13 protein-coding genes and 2 tRNA genes are annotated in these 17,538 nt (G+C 60.9%); 11 read left to right on the forward strand and 4 right to left on the reverse strand.

All coding sequences use genetic code 11. The annotated features are described in order from the left end of the window. Nucleotides 1-37: 37 nt before the first annotated feature. The 4 genes from araG (at nt 38) to ACUN9V_RS09950 (ending at nt 6,136) form a co-directional block, all read left to right on the forward strand. On the forward strand, nt 38-1,531 hold the full coding sequence (gene araG / locus ACUN9V_RS09935) for an L-arabinose ABC transporter ATP-binding protein AraG (protein ID WP_110691662.1): 1,494 nt from the start codon (nt 38-40) through the stop codon (nt 1,529-1,531). A gap of 68 nt (nt 1,532-1,599) precedes the next feature. Beyond that, nucleotides 1,600-2,601 (forward strand): L-arabinose ABC transporter permease AraH, encoded by a 1,002-nt coding sequence (gene araH, locus ACUN9V_RS09940; RefSeq protein WP_075562002.1) that lies wholly within the window; start codon nt 1,600-1,602, stop codon nt 2,599-2,601. Between the two features lie 220 nt (nt 2,602-2,821). Next, nucleotides 2,822-4,222 carry a GntP family permease gene (locus ACUN9V_RS09945; RefSeq protein ID WP_445511276.1) on the forward strand — a complete coding sequence of 467 codons (1,401 nt, stop codon included), beginning with the start codon at nt 2,822-2,824 and terminating at the stop codon, nt 4,220-4,222. 120 nt (nt 4,223-4,342) lie between these two features. Then, nucleotides 4,343-6,136, forward strand: a complete 1,794-nt coding sequence (locus tag ACUN9V_RS09950) for an IlvD/Edd family dehydratase (RefSeq protein ID WP_075562004.1) — start codon at nt 4,343-4,345, stop codon at nt 6,134-6,136. A 35-nt stretch (nt 6,137-6,171) separates the two neighbouring features. On the opposite strand, the gene ACUN9V_RS09955 is transcribed toward ACUN9V_RS09950, so the two are convergent. Further along, nucleotides 6,172-6,591, reverse strand: coding sequence for a secondary thiamine-phosphate synthase enzyme YjbQ (locus ACUN9V_RS09955; RefSeq protein ID WP_110691665.1), 420 nt, complete (start codon nt 6,589-6,591; stop codon nt 6,172-6,174). 254 nt (nt 6,592-6,845) lie between these two features. Between ACUN9V_RS09955 and ACUN9V_RS09960 the strand changes: the two genes are divergently transcribed. Together ACUN9V_RS09960 and ACUN9V_RS09965 are read left to right on the forward strand one after the other, a co-directional pair. Next, complete coding sequence (locus tag ACUN9V_RS09960) at nt 6,846-7,973, forward strand: zinc-dependent alcohol dehydrogenase family protein (protein WP_110691666.1); 1,128 nt, start codon at nt 6,846-6,848, stop codon at nt 7,971-7,973. Between the two features lie 114 nt (nt 7,974-8,087). Then, nucleotides 8,088-9,467 (forward strand): class II fumarate hydratase, encoded by a 1,380-nt coding sequence (locus ACUN9V_RS09965; RefSeq protein WP_445511277.1) that lies wholly within the window; start codon nt 8,088-8,090, stop codon nt 9,465-9,467. 164 nt (nt 9,468-9,631) lie between these two features. Here ACUN9V_RS09965 and ACUN9V_RS09970 read toward each other — a convergent pair whose 3' ends face one another. The 3 genes from ACUN9V_RS09970 to ACUN9V_RS09980 all read right to left on the reverse strand — a co-directional run bounded on the left by ACUN9V_RS09970 (nt 9,632) and on the right by ACUN9V_RS09980 (nt 13,439). Next, nucleotides 9,632-10,708, reverse strand: a complete 1,077-nt coding sequence (locus ACUN9V_RS09970; RefSeq protein ID WP_075562008.1) for an endonuclease/exonuclease/phosphatase family protein — start codon at nt 10,706-10,708, stop codon at nt 9,632-9,634. A gap of 125 nt (nt 10,709-10,833) precedes the next feature. Then, a complete protein-coding gene (glpD, locus tag ACUN9V_RS09975) occupies nt 10,834-12,360 on the reverse strand; it encodes a glycerol-3-phosphate dehydrogenase (protein WP_083627758.1) in 1,527 nt (508 codons plus the stop codon). A gap of 272 nt (nt 12,361-12,632) precedes the next feature. Continuing rightward, entirely contained in the window at nt 12,633-13,439 is an 807-nt protein-coding gene (locus tag ACUN9V_RS09980; protein WP_075562010.1) for a DeoR/GlpR family transcriptional regulator, read from the reverse strand. 331 nt (nt 13,440-13,770) lie between these two features. Between ACUN9V_RS09980 and ACUN9V_RS09985 the strand changes: the two genes are divergently transcribed. The 5 genes from ACUN9V_RS09985 to ACUN9V_RS10005 all read left to right on the forward strand — a co-directional run bounded on the left by ACUN9V_RS09985 (nt 13,771) and on the right by ACUN9V_RS10005 (nt 17,533). Continuing rightward, a tRNA-Val gene (locus tag ACUN9V_RS09985) sits at nt 13,771-13,847 on the forward strand. Nucleotides 13,848-13,908: 61 nt separating this feature from the next. Further along, a tRNA-Val gene (locus ACUN9V_RS09990) sits at nt 13,909-13,985 on the forward strand. 475 nt (nt 13,986-14,460) lie between these two features. After that, complete coding sequence (locus ACUN9V_RS09995) at nt 14,461-15,570, forward strand: ABC transporter ATP-binding protein (protein ID WP_445511278.1); 1,110 nt, start codon at nt 14,461-14,463, stop codon at nt 15,568-15,570. Next, nucleotides 15,571-16,683: an ABC transporter ATP-binding protein gene (locus tag ACUN9V_RS10000; protein ID WP_445511279.1), complete on the forward strand. Its 1,113-nt coding sequence runs from the start codon at nt 15,571-15,573 to the stop codon at nt 16,681-16,683. It abuts the gene before it with no gap. After that, nucleotides 16,670-17,533, forward strand: a complete 864-nt coding sequence (locus tag ACUN9V_RS10005) for a carbohydrate ABC transporter permease (protein WP_445511280.1) — start codon at nt 16,670-16,672, stop codon at nt 17,531-17,533. The genes ACUN9V_RS10000 and ACUN9V_RS10005 overlap by 14 nt, the downstream gene beginning before the upstream one ends. The last annotated feature ends 5 nt before the right edge of the window (nt 17,534-17,538 follow it).

Below are 17,538 nucleotides of genomic sequence, written 5' to 3' on the forward strand. Positions count from 1 at the left end.
CGTGGTATCGGATCCGTGAGGGATTGAGGAGAGCGGGATGGCGGAACCTTATCTGCGTGTCGACGGCATTACCGTTGAGTTCCCTGGCGTTCGCGCGCTGGATGGCGTCAGCTTTTCGGCGCGAGGCGGGGAAGTCCATGCCTTGATGGGCGAAAACGGCGCCGGCAAGTCGACACTCTTGAAGGTATTGAGCGGTGTCAATCGGGTGACCAGTGGACAGCTGTGGATCGGTGACGAGCCGATCGTTTTCGCCAATTCCCGCGAGGCGTTGCGTCAGGGTATCGCGATCATCTACCAGGAATTGACGCTATCGCCCAATCTCTCGGTGGCCGAAAACCTGCTGTTGGGGCAACTGCCGGTCAAGCATGGCTTCCTCGATCGGCGTCGGCTGCGCGAGCGTGCGACGACGATTCTGGAGGAACTGGGTGAGGGAGATATTCATCCCTCGACCAAGGTGCGGGATCTATCGATCGGCCAGCAGCAGATGATCGAGATCGGGCGAGCGCTGTTGCGCGACGCCCGGATCATTGCCTTCGACGAACCCACCAGCTCGCTCTCGGTTCAGGAAATTCGGCATCTCAAGCGGATCGTCTCGCGTCTTCGCGACGAGGGACGAGTCGTGCTCTATGTGACCCATCGCATGGAGGAGGTGTTCGAGATGTGCGATGCGGTGACCGTGTTTCGTGATGGTCGCCACATTCGCACCCACGACACCCTGGAGGGGCTCGATCACGACATCCTCGTCAGCGAGATGGTGGGGCGCGAGATCGAGGACGTCTACGGATATCGGTCGCGCCAGCACGGCGAAGTGCTGATGCGGCTGGAGGGTATCGAGGGGCGCGGCGTCAGCGCGCCGGTCAGCCTCGAAATACGTCGTGGCGAGGTGCTGGGATTATTCGGTCTGGTCGGCGCCGGACGCAGCGAACTGATGCGCCTGGTGTGCGGCGTCGAGCGAGCCACCGCCGGTCAGGTCACCTTCGACGGCACGCCCCGCCGATTCGGCTCTCCTCAGGCGGCAATCCGTGCTGGCATCGCGATGTGTCCGGAAGATCGCAAGTCGCAGGGAATTTTCCCGGTGGCCAGTGTCTCGGACAATCTCAATATCAGCTGTCGGCGTTTCTTCAAGCGCTGGGGCGGCTTCCGCAACCCGCGACGTGAAACTCAGAATACCGAGGAGTACATCCGCCAGTTGCGAATCCGGACGCCGGGGCCGAAAACGCCGATCGCCAACCTGTCCGGCGGCAATCAGCAGAAGGTGATTCTGGCCCGCTGGCTGTCGGAGGAGATCGACCTGTTCGTGATGGATGAGCCGACACGGGGCATCGATGTTGGCGCACGTCGGGATATCTATTCGCTTCTCTACGATCTTGCCGAGCAGGGGAAAGGGGTCCTCATTATCTCCAGCGACCTGGCTGAGGTCAGCTCGATCTGCGATCGCATCGGCGTGATGCGAGACGGCGAGCTGATCGACATCGTGTCTCGGGACGCCGCCACGCCCGAGCGATTGCTGGGGCTTGCACTGCCGGCCTGATACGGCTCCAACATCAATTTCGGCATCGACTGTTACAACAGCTGTGAATCGCGAGAGGGTTCAGAATCATGAATGACAAAGTTGCCACGCCGACGGCAGTGCCGGCCGAGGAACGTCGAGGGCTCCCCAAGCCGTTACGGACGCTGCTCGACACTTCCGGCCTGATTGCCGTTTTCATCTTGCTGTTCATCGGTCTTGCCGTGATGGTGCCGTCGTTTTTGACCGAACGTAACATTGTCGGCTTGCTGCTGTCGGTGACGCTGATCGGCACCATTGCCACCACCATGATGATGGTGCTGGCATTGGGAGAGGTCGATCTGTCGGTGGCGTCCATCGTCGCCTTTTCCGGTGTCGTTGCCGCCATGGTCACCTCGACCAGCGGCAGCGTGATGATCGGCGTGCTGGTGGGGGTCGCGGCTGGCGCGGCGGTGGGAGCCTTCAATGGATTCGTGGTTGCCCGTTTCGGGATCAACTCGCTGATCGCGACATTGGCCGCGATGGAGTTCGTCCGGGGGCTGGCCTATATCACCTCCGGTGGTGACGCGGTGATGATCACCGTGCCGGGCTTCTTCGATCTGGGTAGCGCCGCGTTTCTGGGGCTGACGCTGCCGGTTTGGACGATGATCGCCTGCTTCCTGATATTCGGCGTCGTGCTCAACATGACCGCTTTTGGCCGCAACACGCTCGCGACCGGGGGAAACTCGGAAGCGGCCAGCCTGGCGGGGGTCAATGTCCGTCGCCTGAAGATCATGGTTTTCGCGCTGCAAGGTCTGGTCGCCGGTATCGCCGGGGTGCTGCTGACCTCGCGCATGGGGTTGGGCGATCCCAATACGTCTCAGGGGCTGGAGCTGGCCGTCATTTCGGCCTGCGTATTGGGCGGCGTATCGCTTTCCGGCGGGGTCGCATCGATCACCGGGGTGCTGGTCGGGGTGCTGATCATGGGCTGCGTACAGAACGCCATGGGGCTGCTCAACGTCCCCACGTTCTATCAATACCTGGTGCGTGGGGCGATCCTGCTGCTCGCGGTCATGTTCGATCGCTGGAAGCAGACCCGTCGGGCGGGCGGTTGACGTCACCGAAAGCCGGCATTTTTCAACTTTGGTCGGGTAGCGGATTACGCCGTGGATGACAGAGACGTGACTCGCTGCACGGTGCGCCGTCACCGATACTCGTATTGGCATCGATCGGCACAAGAATTGGCATTATGTGGTTATTGGTATTGGCGCTAACGTAGCGACACCCCACGGCAGCTAGTCAAGTCGAAGCCGTGGCGGCCGTCAGGAGGACGCCATGCAAGACACCACACAAGCGGCAACCGGTCTCTCGACATTGGGATTGATGGGGATTGCCGCCGCCGCTATCGCGATTCTACTGGTTCTGATCATCAGGGTCCGATTGCATCCGTTCTTTGCGCTGGTGATCGTCAGCATCGGCACCGCGCTGGCCACCGGCATTTCGGTGGCCGAACTGCTGCCGACATTACTGGGCGGCTTCGGCAAAACGCTGGGCAACGTCGCTTTGCTGATCGGTTTCGGGGCGGTGCTGGGAAGACTGGTCGCCGTTTCGGGCGGGGCACGCGTACTGGCCGATACGTTGATTCACTTCTTCGGCAGCAAGCGAGCACCGTTGGGACTGTCGATCGCCTGTCTGCTGTTCGGTTTTCCGATTTTTCTGGACGCCGCCTTCGTGGTGATGCTGCCGGTGATCTACTCGGTGGCGCGCGAACTCAAGGCGTCGTTGCTGCTCTACGGTCTGCCGGCTGCCGGTGCGTTTCTGGTCATGCACGCCTTGATGCCTCCGCACCCGGGCCCGGTGGCGGCCGCGGTCTTCCTGCATGCCGACATCGGCCAGGTGCTGTTCGTGGCGCTGCTGGTGGGGCTGCCGACCTGGTACGTGATGGGCTACCGGCTGTCGCTGATACTGGCCAAGCGGTCACCGTTTCAGCCGGTACCGAACCTGATGGGGGATGAAAGCGAGGAGGTCCCGCCCGAGAAACGCCCGGCGTTCGGTACGGTTTTATTGGTGCTATTGCTGCCGCTGGTGTTGATCTTTCTCAACACGGGGCTATCCACGCTGGGCCAGAGTGGGGCCATCGACGGCGACAATCCACTGGTAGCCGCGCTGATGGTGATCGGCGAGACGCCGATTGCTCTGTTGATCAGCACCTGTATTGCCATGTGGCTGCTGGTCATTCGCCGCGGTGAGCGCGGGGCGATGGATTCCATCAACGAGATCGTCGAACAGGCGTTGTCGCCCGTCTGCAGCATCATTCTGATCACCGGTGCCGGCGGCATGTTCGGCGGTGTGCTGACGGCCAGTGGCATCGGCGATGCGCTGGCGGACAGTCTGCAGGCGTTCGGACTGCCGGTGATCCTGGCCGGCTACGTGATCGCCTCGGTGATTCGTGTGGCTCAGGGCTCGGCTACGGTTGCCGGTACCACGGCAGCCGGCATCATGGCCCCGGTGGTGCTGGGAGATCCGTCGCTTGCCGGATTGCCTGCAGCCTGCATTACCGTGGCTATCGTGGCGGGTGCCATCGGCTATTCCCACGTCAACGATTCCGGTTTCTGGCTGGTGGGTCGATTCCTCGGTGTCGATACCAAGACCATGCTCAAGACCTGGACGGTGATCTCCATCGGTATCTCGCTGATGGCGTTTGGCCTGGCGTGGTTGGTGTTTTCCCTATTGTGATTATCGAGAGTGACTGTCGATGGTGCCGAGTAGATGGCGACAGGCGAAGGCAACTTTCGATGACACGTTTGATGACTGCCGTGACCGCCACCGTGATGACGGTGGCTCGAGGAGAAAAAGATGAGTGATTCATCGGACAAGTCCCGACAAGCCGAGCCCCAAGGATCTGAGCCCCAGAAGAAACGCCAGCTGCGTTCCGCCGAATGGTTCGGCTCCGCCGACAAGAACGGCTTCATGTACCGCAGCTGGATGAAGAACCAGGGTATTCCCGACCATGAGTTCCAGGGCAAGCCGATCATCGGCATCTGCAATACCTGGTCGGAGCTGACGCCGTGCAACGCGCATTTCCGTAAGCTCGCGGAACACGTCAAGAAAGGCGTGCTCGAAGCCGGCGGCTATCCGGTGGAGTTTCCGGTGTTCTCCAACGGCGAGTCCAACTTGCGGCCGACGGCGATGTTCACCCGCAACCTGGCCAGCATGGATGTCGAGGAGGCCATTCGCGGCAACCCCATGGACGCCGTGGTACTGCTGGTGGGCTGTGACAAGACGACACCGGCGCTGTTGATGGGCGCGGCGAGCTGTGACATCCCGACGATCGTGGTGACCGGCGGGCCGATGCTCAACGGCAAGCACGAAGGCAAGGACATCGGCTCCGGTACCGTGGTGTGGAAGCTCTCGGAAGAGGTCAAGGCCGGCAAGATATCGATCCACGACTTCATGGCCGCCGAGGCCGGGATGTCGCGCTCCGCCGGTACCTGCAACACCATGGGAACCGCCTCGACCATGGCCTGCATGGCTGAATCGCTGGGCACCTCGTTACCCCACAACGCGGCGATTCCGGCGGTCGATTCGCGCCGCTATGTCCTGGCGCATCTCTCCGGCAACCGTATCGTCGAGATGGTCCACGAGGACCTCAAGCTCTCCAAGGTGCTCACCAAGCAAGCCTTCGAGAACGCCATTCGCACCAACGCCGCGATCGGCGGCTCGACCAACGCGGTCATTCACCTGAAGGCGATCGCCGGACGCATTGGCGTCGACTTGCCACTGGATGACTGGACTCGAGTTGGCCGAGGCACGCCGACCATTGTCGATCTGCAGCCCTCCGGGCGCTTCTTGATGGAAGAGTTCTACTATGCCGGTGGCCTGCCCGCCGTATTGCGTCGATTGGGCGAAGCCGATCGGTTGCCGCACAAGGATGCGTTGACCGTCAACGGCAAGACGATCTGGGAAAACGTGCAGGACGCGCCGCACTATAACGACGAGGTGATCCGGCCGCTGGATAACCCGTTGCGCGAGGACGGCGGGATGTGCGTGCTACGCGGCAATCTGGCGCCCAACGGGGCGGTGCTCAAACCGTCGGCGGCGAGTCCCGAATTGATGAAGCATCGCGGCCGCGCGGTGGTGTTCGAGAATTTCGACGACTACAAGGCGCGGATCAACGACCCCGATCTCGAAGTCGATGCCAACGATATCCTGGTGCTGAAGCACTGCGGGCCGCGTGGCTATCACGGCATGGCCGAGGTCGGCAACATGGGGCTGCCGCCGAAGATTCTCGAGCAGGGCATTACCGACATGGTGCGCATCTCCGACGCCCGCATGAGCGGCACCGCCTACGGTACCGTGGTATTGCACGTGGCGCCGGAAGCCGCCGCCGGCGGCCCGTTGGCCGCGGTTCACAACGGCGACTGGATCTCGCTCGACTGCGACAACGGTGCGCTCGAACTGGAAGTCGACGATGCCGAAATCGCCCGTCGCCTGGCCGAGGTCGATCCGATGGCGGCCTCGAACCAGATCGCCAGCACCGGCGGCTATCGTCAGCTCTATATCGAGCGCGTGCTGCAGGCCGACGAGGGCTGCGACTTCGACTTCCTGCGCGGTTGCCGAGGAAGTGAAGTGCCGCGTCATTCGCACTGAGGTGGCGGCGAGGCGGCCTCAGTGAGAGACGTTCGTCATTCGCCCATCAATGTGGCGGTGACCTTCCGGGTGCCGCCATGTTGCCGATGTTCGCCCAGCCAGATGCCTTGCCAGGTGCCGGTGAGCAGCCGGCCGTTGTCGATGGCGACGGTCAGCTCGGTGCCGAACAGACTGGCGAGAACATGGGCGGGCATGTCATCGGGGCCCTCGAGCGTATGTCGCATGCCGGACAGGTTTTCCGGCGCCAGTTTGCTGGCGAACAGGGCCATGTCGTGGCGCACGTCCGGATCGGCGTTTTCGTTGAGTGTCAGCGAGGCGGAAGTGTGCATCAGTTGAAGATGTAACAGGCCGGTTCGGATCTCGTTGATGCCGGCAAGGGCGCCGATGATCTCGTCGGTGACCAGGTGAAAACCGCGTGAGCGGGGTTTGAGTGAAAACTGGTGGCGGTGCCACATGACGCGGGCTCCTTCAGGAATCTGTGCATGTCGCGTTCATCGTAGATGACGGCTGCGGCACTGTCTTTTTGTAGTTCCCTTTTCCCGTGATTCTCTTTTCCTGTAGCTCCCTTTTCCTGCAATTCCGAATTGATGACGGTGAATAGGTAGGGAGAGACCAAAGTCGCAGTCCCTGCGTCGTTGTTTGCGCATAGGCTAAAGAGCTGCCGCCCCGTTGGCAGTCGCTCCAGGCGATCCAGAAACAGGAGGTGTTCGTGAAAATTCGTGCCGCCGTGATTCATGAGATGAAAAAGCCCCGTCCGTATCGGGAGTCACTGCCGATGTCGATCGAGGAAGTCGAGCTGGATGGGCCGGGCCCGGGCGAAGTGTTGGTCAAGATGCGTGCCGCCGGCTTGTGTCATTCGGATCTTTCGACGATCAACGGGGATCGGCCGCGCCCGCTGCCCATGGTGCTGGGACACGAGGCGGCCGGGGAGGTTGCCGAGGTGGGCGAAGGCGTGACCGATCTCGCGCCGGGCGATCATGTGGTGTTCTCTTTCGCACCCAGTTGCGGCGCGTGCTCGTCGTGTCTTTCCGGGCGCGCAGCGCTTTGCCAGCCCGGGGCGGCAGCCAACACCGCCGGGCATCTGCTGGGTGGGGGAATGCGGCTGCACAAGGGCGGGGAGAAGATCTATCATCATATCGGCGTCTCGGGCTTTGCCGAGTACACGGTCGCCTCGCGGCGCTCCCTGACCAAGATCGATTCCAGTCTGCCATTTCACATCGCGGCGCTATTCGGTTGCGCGGTACTGACGGGCGTCGGTGCGGTGGTACATACGGCAGGGTTGCGGCTGGGGCAATCGGTGCTGGTGGTCGGGCTCGGCGGGGTAGGCCTCGCGGCAGTGATGGGCGCGGTCGGCGGTGGCGCGCGCCAGATCATCGCCGCCGATATCGCGCCGGACAAGCTGGAGACCGCCAAGGCGATGGGGGCGACGCATATCGTCAACAGCGGGGATCCGGATGCGGTGGCGCAGGTGCGCGAGATCAGTGGCGGCGGCGTGGATATCGCGGCCGAATTCGCCGGCGTTGCCAAGGCGCTGGAGTTCGCCTACGAGTCCACCGCGCGTGGCGGCACGACCGTGACGTCCGGCTTGCCGCATCCCGATGTGCGCTTCGCCATCAGTCCGACCCGAATGGTCGCCGAGGAGCGCACGCTCAAGGGCTCCTATCTGGGCGGTCATGTGCCGTCGCTGGATGTGCCCGAGTACATCGCGCTTTATCAGGCTGGCCGACTGCCGGTGGACCGGCTGCTGACGCATCGACTGACGCTGGACGAGATCAACCTCGGCTTCGACCGTCTGGCCGATGGTCAAGCCATTCGTCAGATCATCGATTTCGATTGAGTCGCGAGCCGGTCAGGTTACGGATCGACTGCTAGTCTTGAAGGAGTCTCGGAGAGGTGGCCGATGTCTTGGCTGCCTCTTTCGCATTTCATCCGTCACCGACAGGAGAAAGTCATGGCTCAGACACGAGTCGAGCGCGATAGCATGGGCGAACTGGAAGTCCCCGAGAGCGCGCTCTATGGCGCTCAGACGCAGCGTGCCATCAACAATTTTCCCATCAGCGGTCGGCCATTGCCGGCTGCATTCATTTCAGCGGTGGCGCGGATCAAGCAGGCGGCCGCCGAGGTCAATCTGGAGCTGGGCCTGCTCGATGAGGATCGTGCCAAGGCGATCGTCGCTGCGACCGACGAGATCATCGCGGGCAAACATCCGGATCAATTCCCGATCGATGTCTTTCAGACGGGGTCCGGCACCTCGACCAACATGAACGTCAACGAGGTGATCTCCCACCTCGCAAGCCGCGCTGGGCTCGAGGTGGGTCCCAATGATCACGTCAACATGGGCCAGTCGAGCAACGACGTGATTCCCACCGCCATTCATCTGGCGGCGGCGATCGAGGTCAACGAGCGTCTATTGCCCGCTCTCAATTATTTGCGTTCGGCCATCGACGACAAGGCGGCCTCCGTCGACGACGTGGTCAAGACCGGCCGCACGCACTTGATGGATGCGATGCCGGTTCGGCTGAGCCAGGAGTTGGGCGGCTGGTCGAGCCAGATCGGACAGGCCGTCGAGCGTCTCGAGGACGGCTTGAAGCGGATTACCCGGTTGGCGCTGGGCGGTACTGCGGTGGGCACGGGCGTCAATGCGCATCCCGATTTCGCGGCGAAAGTCGCCCAGCGTCTGGCCAGCGCCACCCGCCTCGAATTTCGTCCCAACGACAGTTTCTTCGCCAGCCTAGCTTCCCAGGACGCTGCGGTGGAACTTTCCGGTCATCTCAAGTCCTACGCCGTTGCCGTGATGAAGATCGCCAACGACCTGCGCTGGATGAACTCCGGACCGCTGGCAGGGCTAGGCGAAATCGAGCTCGAAGCGTTACAGCCGGGCAGTTCGATCATGCCCGGCAAGGTTAACCCGGTCATTCCCGAATCGGCCGCCCAGGTCGCCGCTCAGGTGATCGGCAACGATGCCGCGGTCACGGTGGGCGGGCAGAGCGGCAACTTCCAGCTCAACGTGATGCTGCCGATGATCGCTAACAACGTGCTGGACTCCATCACGCTGCTGACCAATGTCAGCCGGCTGCTGGCGGATAGCGCCATCGCCACTTTCAATGTCCGTCGCGACAACATCGAGACGCCGCTTTCCAGGAATCCGATTCTGGTGACGGCACTCAATTCGGTGATCGGCTACAACGCCGCTGCGGCAGTGGCCAAGAAGGCCTATCAAGGCGGAAGACCGATTATCGATGTGGCCGAAGAGGAAACCGATCTTTCTCGTGAAGAACTCGAACGGCTGCTCGATCCGACCAAGCTGACCCAGGGCGGCATACCGGAGTAAACCGGGCTTGACTGTACGGAAGGCTGTTTCTGCAGTGACCCACAACAAAACGCCACCCGATCGGGTGGCGTTTTTGTCGGATGCCTCGGTCGGGCGAATCCCTTTTGCTTTGGGGCTTTCTATACAGTCGTTTCCTACACTGTCTTTTTCTACACCGTCCTTCCCTATACCGGTGCTTCGCCGTGCCGATCCTGCGCTTCTTCGATGGTGTCCTCGGCATCTTCGCGTTCTTCACCGTCCGCTTTTTCCGGCTCGTTTTCATCGGCGCGGGAGGGGTCGTAGGAGAGCGTGACCAGGATCGGAAAGTGATCGGATCCGACTTCCGACAACCGCTGCATATGCACCAGCGTGAAATGCTCGGTGACGAAGACGTGGTCAAGAGGCCAACGCAGGATCGGATATTTAGCGTGAAAGGTGCTGTACTGCCCGCGGCCTCGGCGCAGATCGAGCATTCCACTGATCTTGCAGAACAGTTTGGTCGTCGGTGACCACGCGACGTCATTGAGGTCTCCGGCCACGATCGTCGGCAGCTTTTTCTTGGCGATAGCCTCGCCGACCAGCAGCAGTTCGGCATCACGCCAGAGTGATTCGTCGCTCTCCGATGGCGCGGGCGGGCGCGGGTGCAGCGCATGAAAGCGAACTCTTTCGCCGCCGGGCAAGCGTACCCAGGCATGAATCGAGGGAATGTCATCCTGGATCAGCCACTTGACCTCGACATCTTCCAGCGGCACCCGTGAGTAGAGGTGCATGCCGTACAGATTGTCCAGCGGGATACGGATCGCCTGCGGCATCATCTCGCCAATGGCGGCATCCAGCTGATCACCCCACCACTGGTCCGATTCCAGCGTCAGCAGCATGTCGGGCTGGTGCTGCTTGACCAGAGCGATCAACTTGTCGGCTTGTCGGTTCGGCGTTAGCACGTTGGACACGAGCAGCCTGAGCTGGCGGTCAGGGGTGTGGGACTCTGCCTCGACCACCGTGCAGCGAGCCAGACGCGTCCAAGGATAGATCCGCGTCCATTGAATGCCGGCAGCAATCACGCTGGCGGCTATTCCGGCCCAATGCCACCAGGCGCTGGGTCCGAATGCCAGCTGGGCCAGTGCCAGAACGGTGGCGGCGATCGCGATCTGCAGAAGCGGGAAATCGAAGCTACGAATGGTCCAGTGTCGAATCCTCAGATAGGGCGCGAGGGTGATCAGCAAGACGAGGCAACCAAGACAGGTAAACAGGAGCTGCAGCAACGGGTCATTCCTTGTATCGGGATAGGGCACCTTGCCGGGTCAAGAGTAGCAGAAATGCGTCCTGACAATGATACCGTGGCCTTGGGGCGATTCACGCTACTTGGCAATGCAGCCGGCGACAGTTTTCAGCGGGCTTTCGATGATGCCACCGATGTGACGAAAGCCGGGAGCTGATCGAGATAGTCCGCCAATGCCTGCTGATCTTCACTCGTCAGTCGCAGCCCGAGTTTGCTGCGCCGCCAGAGAATGTCTTCGCTGGTACGTGCCCATTCGTGTTCGATCAGATAGTCGACCTCGGCGCGAGTCAGCCCGCCGCCAAAATGCTGGCCAAGTGCTTCCTGACTCTGCTTGCCATTCAGAAAACGCAGACACAGCGTGCCGTAGCTGGAAGCGAAACGCTCGGCCCGTTCCCGACCGAGGAACGGATAATCGCGCAGCAGCTGCAGGACAAAGGCCTCCCGCGATTCGATATCCCCGCCGGGGAGACGAGCCTCGGCCGTCCAGGCCTGGCCCATGTCCGGCATCAGCGGTTGAAGCTTGTGCAGCGCCGCTTCCGCCAGCTTGCGATAGGTGGTGATCTTGCCGCCGAAGATCGACAGCATCGGCGCGCCATGACTGTCGAGATCGAGCGTGTAGTCGCGTGTCATGGCCGAGGGATTCTCGGACTCGTCGTCACACAGTGGCCGAACACCAGCGTAGGTCGAGATGACATCCTCGCGGCTCAGCTGCTTGACGAAGTGAGCGTTGAGTACCTCGAGCAGATAGTTGATCTCCTCGTCGTTGACGCTGACCTGGGAAGGGTCGCCCTGATAGCGGCGGTCGGTGGTGCCGATCAGGCTGAAGCGCTGCTGATAAGGCAGCACGAAGACGATACGGCCATCCTGATTCTGCAGGATGTAGGCGCGATCATCCTGATTGAGGCGCGGCACGACCAGGTGGCTGCCCTGGATCATGCGGATGCCGTAGCGCGATTCCCGCTTGGCATTGTTCTTGACGAAAGACTCCACCCACGGCCCGGCGGCATTGACCAGAACCTTGCCACGGCACTCCTGGCGCTCGCCGGTATCGCGGTTCTCCAGGCTGACCCGCCACTGGCCGTTCTCCTCGCGGGCCTGGGTACAGCGCGTTCGTACCCGTATATCTGCCCCTTTCTCCTGCGCCTGCAAGGCGTTCAGTACCACCAGGCGTGCGTCGTCCACCCAACAGTCCGAGTACTCGAACCCTTTCCTGATCGCCGGCACCAACGGACTGTCGGGACCGAATCGCAGAGTCCTGGCATTGGCCAGACTGTCACGATGGCTCAGATGATCGTAGAGAAACAGACCGGCGCGAATCATCCAGCCTGGGCGCAGATGTGGCTGGTGCGGAAGAATGAAGCGTAGCGGCCAGACGATGTGTGGCGCCTTGCGCAGCATGACTTCGCGCTCCCTCAGCGCTTCCCGGACCAGCCTGAACTCCCGGTGTTCGAGATAACGGAGGCCACCATGGATCAGCTTGCTGCTGGCCGACGAGGTGGCGCTGGCAAGATCGGACTGTTCGCACAAAAGCACGGAAAGGCCACGTCCAGCGGCATCATTGGCGATCCCGGTACCATTGATGCCGCCGCCGACAACGATGAGGTCGTAAACGTGTTGCGGGGTCGCAGAAGCCATGCCGTTCTCCCGAAAGCGTGATGACATCGAATATGTTCGTTTACGAAAATAAATTAATCACTTTCGAACATCAAGCGTGTCATTGCGCCTGGAAGAGTCCAGTGGTCGTCCATTGGTCATGGTTGGTGATTTATCATACGACCGAATTGCCCAAGAGAAAGAACCGACACGAGGTCGGCTTTCCGAGAGCGACGGTCAACAGCTGGCGCGGAAGGTGAGGGGAGAGTTCGTCAAGTGCGCTTGACGATAGCGTCACTTCAATTCAGTCGGAGTCAGTTCGCGTCGGCGGTTAAGGCCTCCGCTTCGACCGTTATCAGAGGATCCGCGACGTACAATGCCACGTCATGTTCACGCATCAGGCGGCACAGAACGTCAGGCGGCTGGCGGTCGGTGAAAAAGGCGTTGATCTGGCTGAGGTTGCCCTGTCGTACCACGGCATTGCGGTGGAACTTCGAATGGTCCGCTGCCAGAAATACCTGGCGGGAGTTGCGCAGGATGGCCTGCGCCACGCGAACTTCCTGATAGTCGAACTCCAGTAGAGAGCCGTCACCGTCGATACCGCTGATGCCGATGATGCCGTAGTCCACCTTGAACTGATTGATGAAATCGATGGTCGCCTCGCCGATGATGCCGCCGTCCCGCGAGCGAACCTGCCCCCCGGCAACGATGACGTTGAAATCGGTCTTGTGCTGAAGAATGGCGGCCACGTTCAGATTGTTGGTAATGACTTCCAGCCCACTATGCTGGCACAGCGCTTCGGCAATGAATTCGTTGCTGGTCCCGATATTGATGAACAGCGATGAAGAGTCGGGAATCTGGGCAGCCAGCATCTCGGCAATGCGGCGCTTGGCATCGAGATTGAGCGTCTTGCGCGTGTGATAGGCGGTGTTGACCGTACTCGATTCGAGCCCGGCCCCGCCGTGCACGCGCTTGACGATGCCTTCTTCCGCGAGTTGATTGAGATCCCGGCGTACCGTCTGGGGCGTGACGTCGAAATCCTTGGCAAGCTGTTCGATCGAGGCATAACCCTGGCGCTTGACCAGCTCGACGATGGCTTCGTGACGTTCCTGCTGGGTCATGTTGATTTCCTGCCGCGGTTCGATGGCTATTGTTGAAATGACGTCATGGCGAGAGTTTATCAAACCCTTACCCGGAACCGGGGTTTCAGTAGGGCCATCAGGTGCATCGGGCCATAGACCATGGTCTATGGTGTCAGCAATCGAATTCAGGTCGTTGTCGATTGAAGGTGATAGCGAGGGTGAAAGTGAGGATGAACAGTGGGGGCGAAGAAGAATAGTGCCGACACGACAGGCAGTTGGCGTCGAATTTTTGTTGTCGAAGGGTTGCATTCCGCGTCTGCCCGGGTAGAATTCGCATCCGTTGTCACGGCAAGCCCAGCGCAATGTCTGTAGGACCGTAGCTCAGTTGGTTAGAGCGCCACGTTGACATCGTGGAGGTCAGCGGTTCAAATCCGCTCGGTCCTACCAAAGTCAGACCTACCAAGTCAGATGACGCTGCAGATGAAAGGGTTTTGCGACAATGTATTTCAGGACCATAGCTCAGTTGGTTAGAGCGCCACGTTGACATCGTGGAGGTCAGCGGTTCAAATCCGCTTGGTCCTACCAGATTCGAACCTCGAGCCACGGCTCGGGGTTTTTTTATGGTCGAGTCTTTTTTCCTGTCCCTGTCCCTGTCCCTGTCCCTGTCCCATTTCACTTTCTATTTCTTCTCGGTCCCTTTTCGCTGGTGTGATCCGATGGCGCCTGCCGGGGCGTACGTTGCGTGGAAGTTGCTTCCCGGGCCGAATGACAAAGTCTTCAGACGCTACTCGACGTCAAGATTCGTTTTCAGTCGTCGATGTTGAAATGCGAACGGCAGGTGAGTCAAACCGACTCGTTTGTCAGGATTTCCTGTCTGCCAGCACCGTCGAGTGTAGGACATTGGTGGTTGAGACTAAGGTTGCAGCTTTTTTAAACGTAATAAAATCAATTAAATAGAAGCCTGTTTTTGCGAAACTCGTTTTCTGCTTTTTTCGTCGTATAGCTTTATAAAACGGCTGTTCTAGGATGCTCGGAAGAGAAAACGGGAACGGCGCCACTCATGTCATTACAACTCCACAATGTGACACTGTCGGTGCGGGGCGAGACTTACATCGATGACGCCAGTCTGACGCTGGAGCCGGGGTCGTTCAACGTGTTGCTGGGACACACGTTGGCGGGCAAGACGACATTGATGCGACTGATGGCGGGCCTGGACAGGCCTGACAAGGGCTCGGTACATCTCGATGGCCGAGACGTGACCCATGTGCCGGTTCGTCAGCGCAACGTCTCGATGGTTTATCAGCAATTCATCAACTACCCCACACTGACTGTCTTCGACAATATTGCCTCGCCGCTCAGGCAGGCCAAGATGTCCCGCCAGGAGATCACCCGTCGAGTCGAGGAAACGGCTGCAATGCTCGGGATTCAGCACCTGCTGGGACGCTATCCGCAGGAACTCTCCGGTGGGCAGCAGCAGCGCACGGCGATGGCCCGAGCATTGGTCAAGGACGCGGATCTGGTGTTGTTCGATGAACCTCTGGTCAATCTCGATTACAAGTTGCGCGAAGCGCTGCGCGTCGAGATGCGCAAACTGTTCGAATCGCGCAATACCATCGCGGTCTACGCCACCACCGAGCCCGCGGAGGCGCTGGCACTGGGCGGCACGACGACCCTGCTGCACCAGGGCCGGATCGTTCAGAGCGGGACTAGCGGCGACGTCTATCGCCATCCGCGTAACCGTGAGGCTGCCACGCTGTTCGGCGAACCACCGATCAACTTGATGCCGATGACGGTCGACGGATGCGAGTGCCGGATCGCCGATCAGCGCCAGCCGCTGCCAGAGGAGTGGCGCAATCTCTCCGACGGCGACTACCAGGTCGGTATCCGGCCTCATCACTGGTCGCTTCAGCCGCTCTCGGAAGCGGCGTTACGTCTGCCGGCCGTCGTGCGCGTAGCGGAGATCAGCGGCTCCGAAACCTTTCTGCATCTGTCGCATGATCGGATCGACCTGGTCGCGCACCTGACAGGGATTCACGAGTTCGGCGTCGATCAGGCGCTGGACATTCACGTCGCGTGCCAACAGCTGTTCGTATTCGAGCCAGGTGGCGATCTGGTGTTGTCGCCATCCTCGTCGCGATCGACGCTTGCGAGCGTTCGAGGAGAACTCTAGATGGCAGAAATTCGCCTCGAACAGCTGGCGCACAGCTACCATAGCGCCCCTTCGCAACCCGGCGATTACGCACTCCGGCCGATAGACCACGTCTGGGAGCAAGGGGGCGCCTACGCCTTACTGGGCCCCTCGGGCTGCGGCAAGAGCACGCTGCTCAACATCATCTCCGGTCTGTTGGCGCCCTCGGAAGGCCGCGTGCTTTACGACGGCAAGTCGGTCAACGATCTCAGTCCGCAGGATCGCAATATCGCCCAGGTTTTCCAGTTCCCGGTGGTCTACGACACCATGACCGTTCACGAGAACCTGGCGTTTCCACTGCGCAACCAGGGACAGCCACGCGAGCGCATCGATGCCCGAGTGAGAGAGGTGGCCGAGGCGCTGGAGATCGAGCCCCTGCTGAACCGCAAGGCGAAGAACCTGACGGCGGACGAGAAGCAGAAGGTGTCGATGGGACGCGGCCTGGTGCGTGACGACGTGGCGGCGATCCTGTTCGACGAGCCGTTGACGGTGATCGATCCCCAGCTCAAGTGGCGGCTGAGGCGCAAGCTCAAGGAGATCCACCAGCGCTTCAACGTGACGATGGTTTACGTCACCCACGACCAGCTGGAGGCGTCCACCTTCGCCGACAAGATCGCGGTGATGTACGAAGGCCAGATCGTTCAGTTCGGCACGCCGCGAGAGCTGTTCGAGAACCCGCAGCATACCTTCGTCGGCTACTTCATCGGCAGCCCCGGCATGAATCTGCTGGATGTCGCCCTGGGCGAGACGGGTATCGAGTTCGACGGGCGAACGCTGGCGGTGGCCGACGCGATCGTCGCCCAGCTCCGGCAGCGCGAAGGCGAGCGCCTGCAGCTCGGCATCCGGCCGGAATTCGTGCAGCTGGTGGCGCCGGAGAATGCGGTACTGCACGGGTATGTCGATCTGGTTCAGGACCAGGGCACCTTCAAGATCGTCGATGTGCGCCTCGATACGCCATCGGCACCGGTGGTCAAGGCGCGCCTGGGAGAAGAGGCCAGCGTTCCCGAGGGGCGAACCGGCGTGCACTTCCCCGAACCCTGGCAGCGCTTCTATATCGACGACCATCTGGTGGGAGTGGCTGATGAAAACCTATAACAACAAGGCCTGGTGGCTGGTACTGCCGGTGTTCGTGCTGGTGGCCTTCAGCGCCATCATCCCGATGATAACGGTGGTCAACTATTCGGTACAGGACATCTTCGACCCGAGTACGCGCTACTTCGTGGGCACCGAGTGGTATCGCGAGATCCTGGCGGATCCGAGGCTGCACGATTCGCTGGTGCGGCAGTTCATCTACTCGTTCTGCGTACTGGCCATCGAGGTGCCGCTCGGCATCATCGTCGCGCTGTCGATGCCTCGGCGAGGGTTGGGCGTGCCGGTCAGCCTGATTCTGCTCTCTCTACCGCTGCTGGTGCCGTGGAACGTGGTGGGGACGATCTGGCAGATTATCGGGCGAGAGGACATCGGGCTGTATGGCTGGATTCTCAACAGCCTGGGGCTCGACTACAACTACGCCTCCAACCCACGGGACGCCTGGATCACGGTGCTGGTGATGGACGTCTGGCACTGGACCTCGCTGGTGGCGCTGCTGTGCTACTCCGGGCTGCGCTCGATTCCCGATGTCTACTACCAGGCGGCCAGAATCGATCGCGCCTCTCACTGGGCGGTATTCCGCTTCATCCAGTTGCCGAAGCTCAAGAACGTGCTGTTGATCGCGGTCATGCTGCGCTTCATGGACAGCTTCATGATCTATACCGAACCGTTCGTGCTCACCGGTGGCGGGCCGGGCACGGCCACGACATTCCTCAGCCAGACGTTGACCCAGATGGCGCTGGGCCAGTTCGATCTGGGCCGGGCATCGGCGTTTTCGCTGATCTACTTCCTGATCATTCTGCTGGTGACCTGGGTGTTCTATACCGCCATGACGCATAACGACAACAAGGAATGACGCCG

The organism is Salinicola sp. V024, assembly GCF_052645315.1.

Coding starts and splice junctions, on each gene's coding strand:
- araG (WP_110691662.1), top strand. CDS start 38: ATGGCGGAACCTTATCTGCGTGTCGACGGCATTACCGTTGAGTTCCCT.
- araH (WP_075562002.1), top strand. CDS start 1,600: ATGAATGACAAAGTTGCCACGCCGACGGCAGTGCCGGCCGAGGAACGT.
- ACUN9V_RS09945 (WP_445511276.1), top strand. CDS start 2,822: ATGCAAGACACCACACAAGCGGCAACCGGTCTCTCGACATTGGGATTG.
- ACUN9V_RS09950 (WP_075562004.1), top strand. CDS start 4,343: ATGAGTGATTCATCGGACAAGTCCCGACAAGCCGAGCCCCAAGGATCT.
- ACUN9V_RS09955 (WP_110691665.1), bottom strand. CDS start 6,591: ATGTGGCACCGCCACCAGTTTTCACTCAAACCCCGCTCACGCGGTTTT.
- ACUN9V_RS09965 (WP_445511277.1), top strand. CDS start 8,088: ATGGCTCAGACACGAGTCGAGCGCGATAGCATGGGCGAACTGGAAGTC.
- glpD (WP_083627758.1), bottom strand. CDS start 12,360: ATGGCTTCTGCGACCCCGCAACACGTTTACGACCTCATCGTTGTCGGC.
- ACUN9V_RS09980 (WP_075562010.1), bottom strand. CDS start 13,439: ATGACCCAGCAGGAACGTCACGAAGCCATCGTCGAGCTGGTCAAGCGC.
- ACUN9V_RS09995 (WP_445511278.1), top strand. CDS start 14,461: ATGTCATTACAACTCCACAATGTGACACTGTCGGTGCGGGGCGAGACT.
- ACUN9V_RS10000 (WP_445511279.1), top strand. CDS start 15,571: ATGGCAGAAATTCGCCTCGAACAGCTGGCGCACAGCTACCATAGCGCC.
- ACUN9V_RS10005 (WP_445511280.1), top strand. CDS start 16,670: ATGAAAACCTATAACAACAAGGCCTGGTGGCTGGTACTGCCGGTGTTC.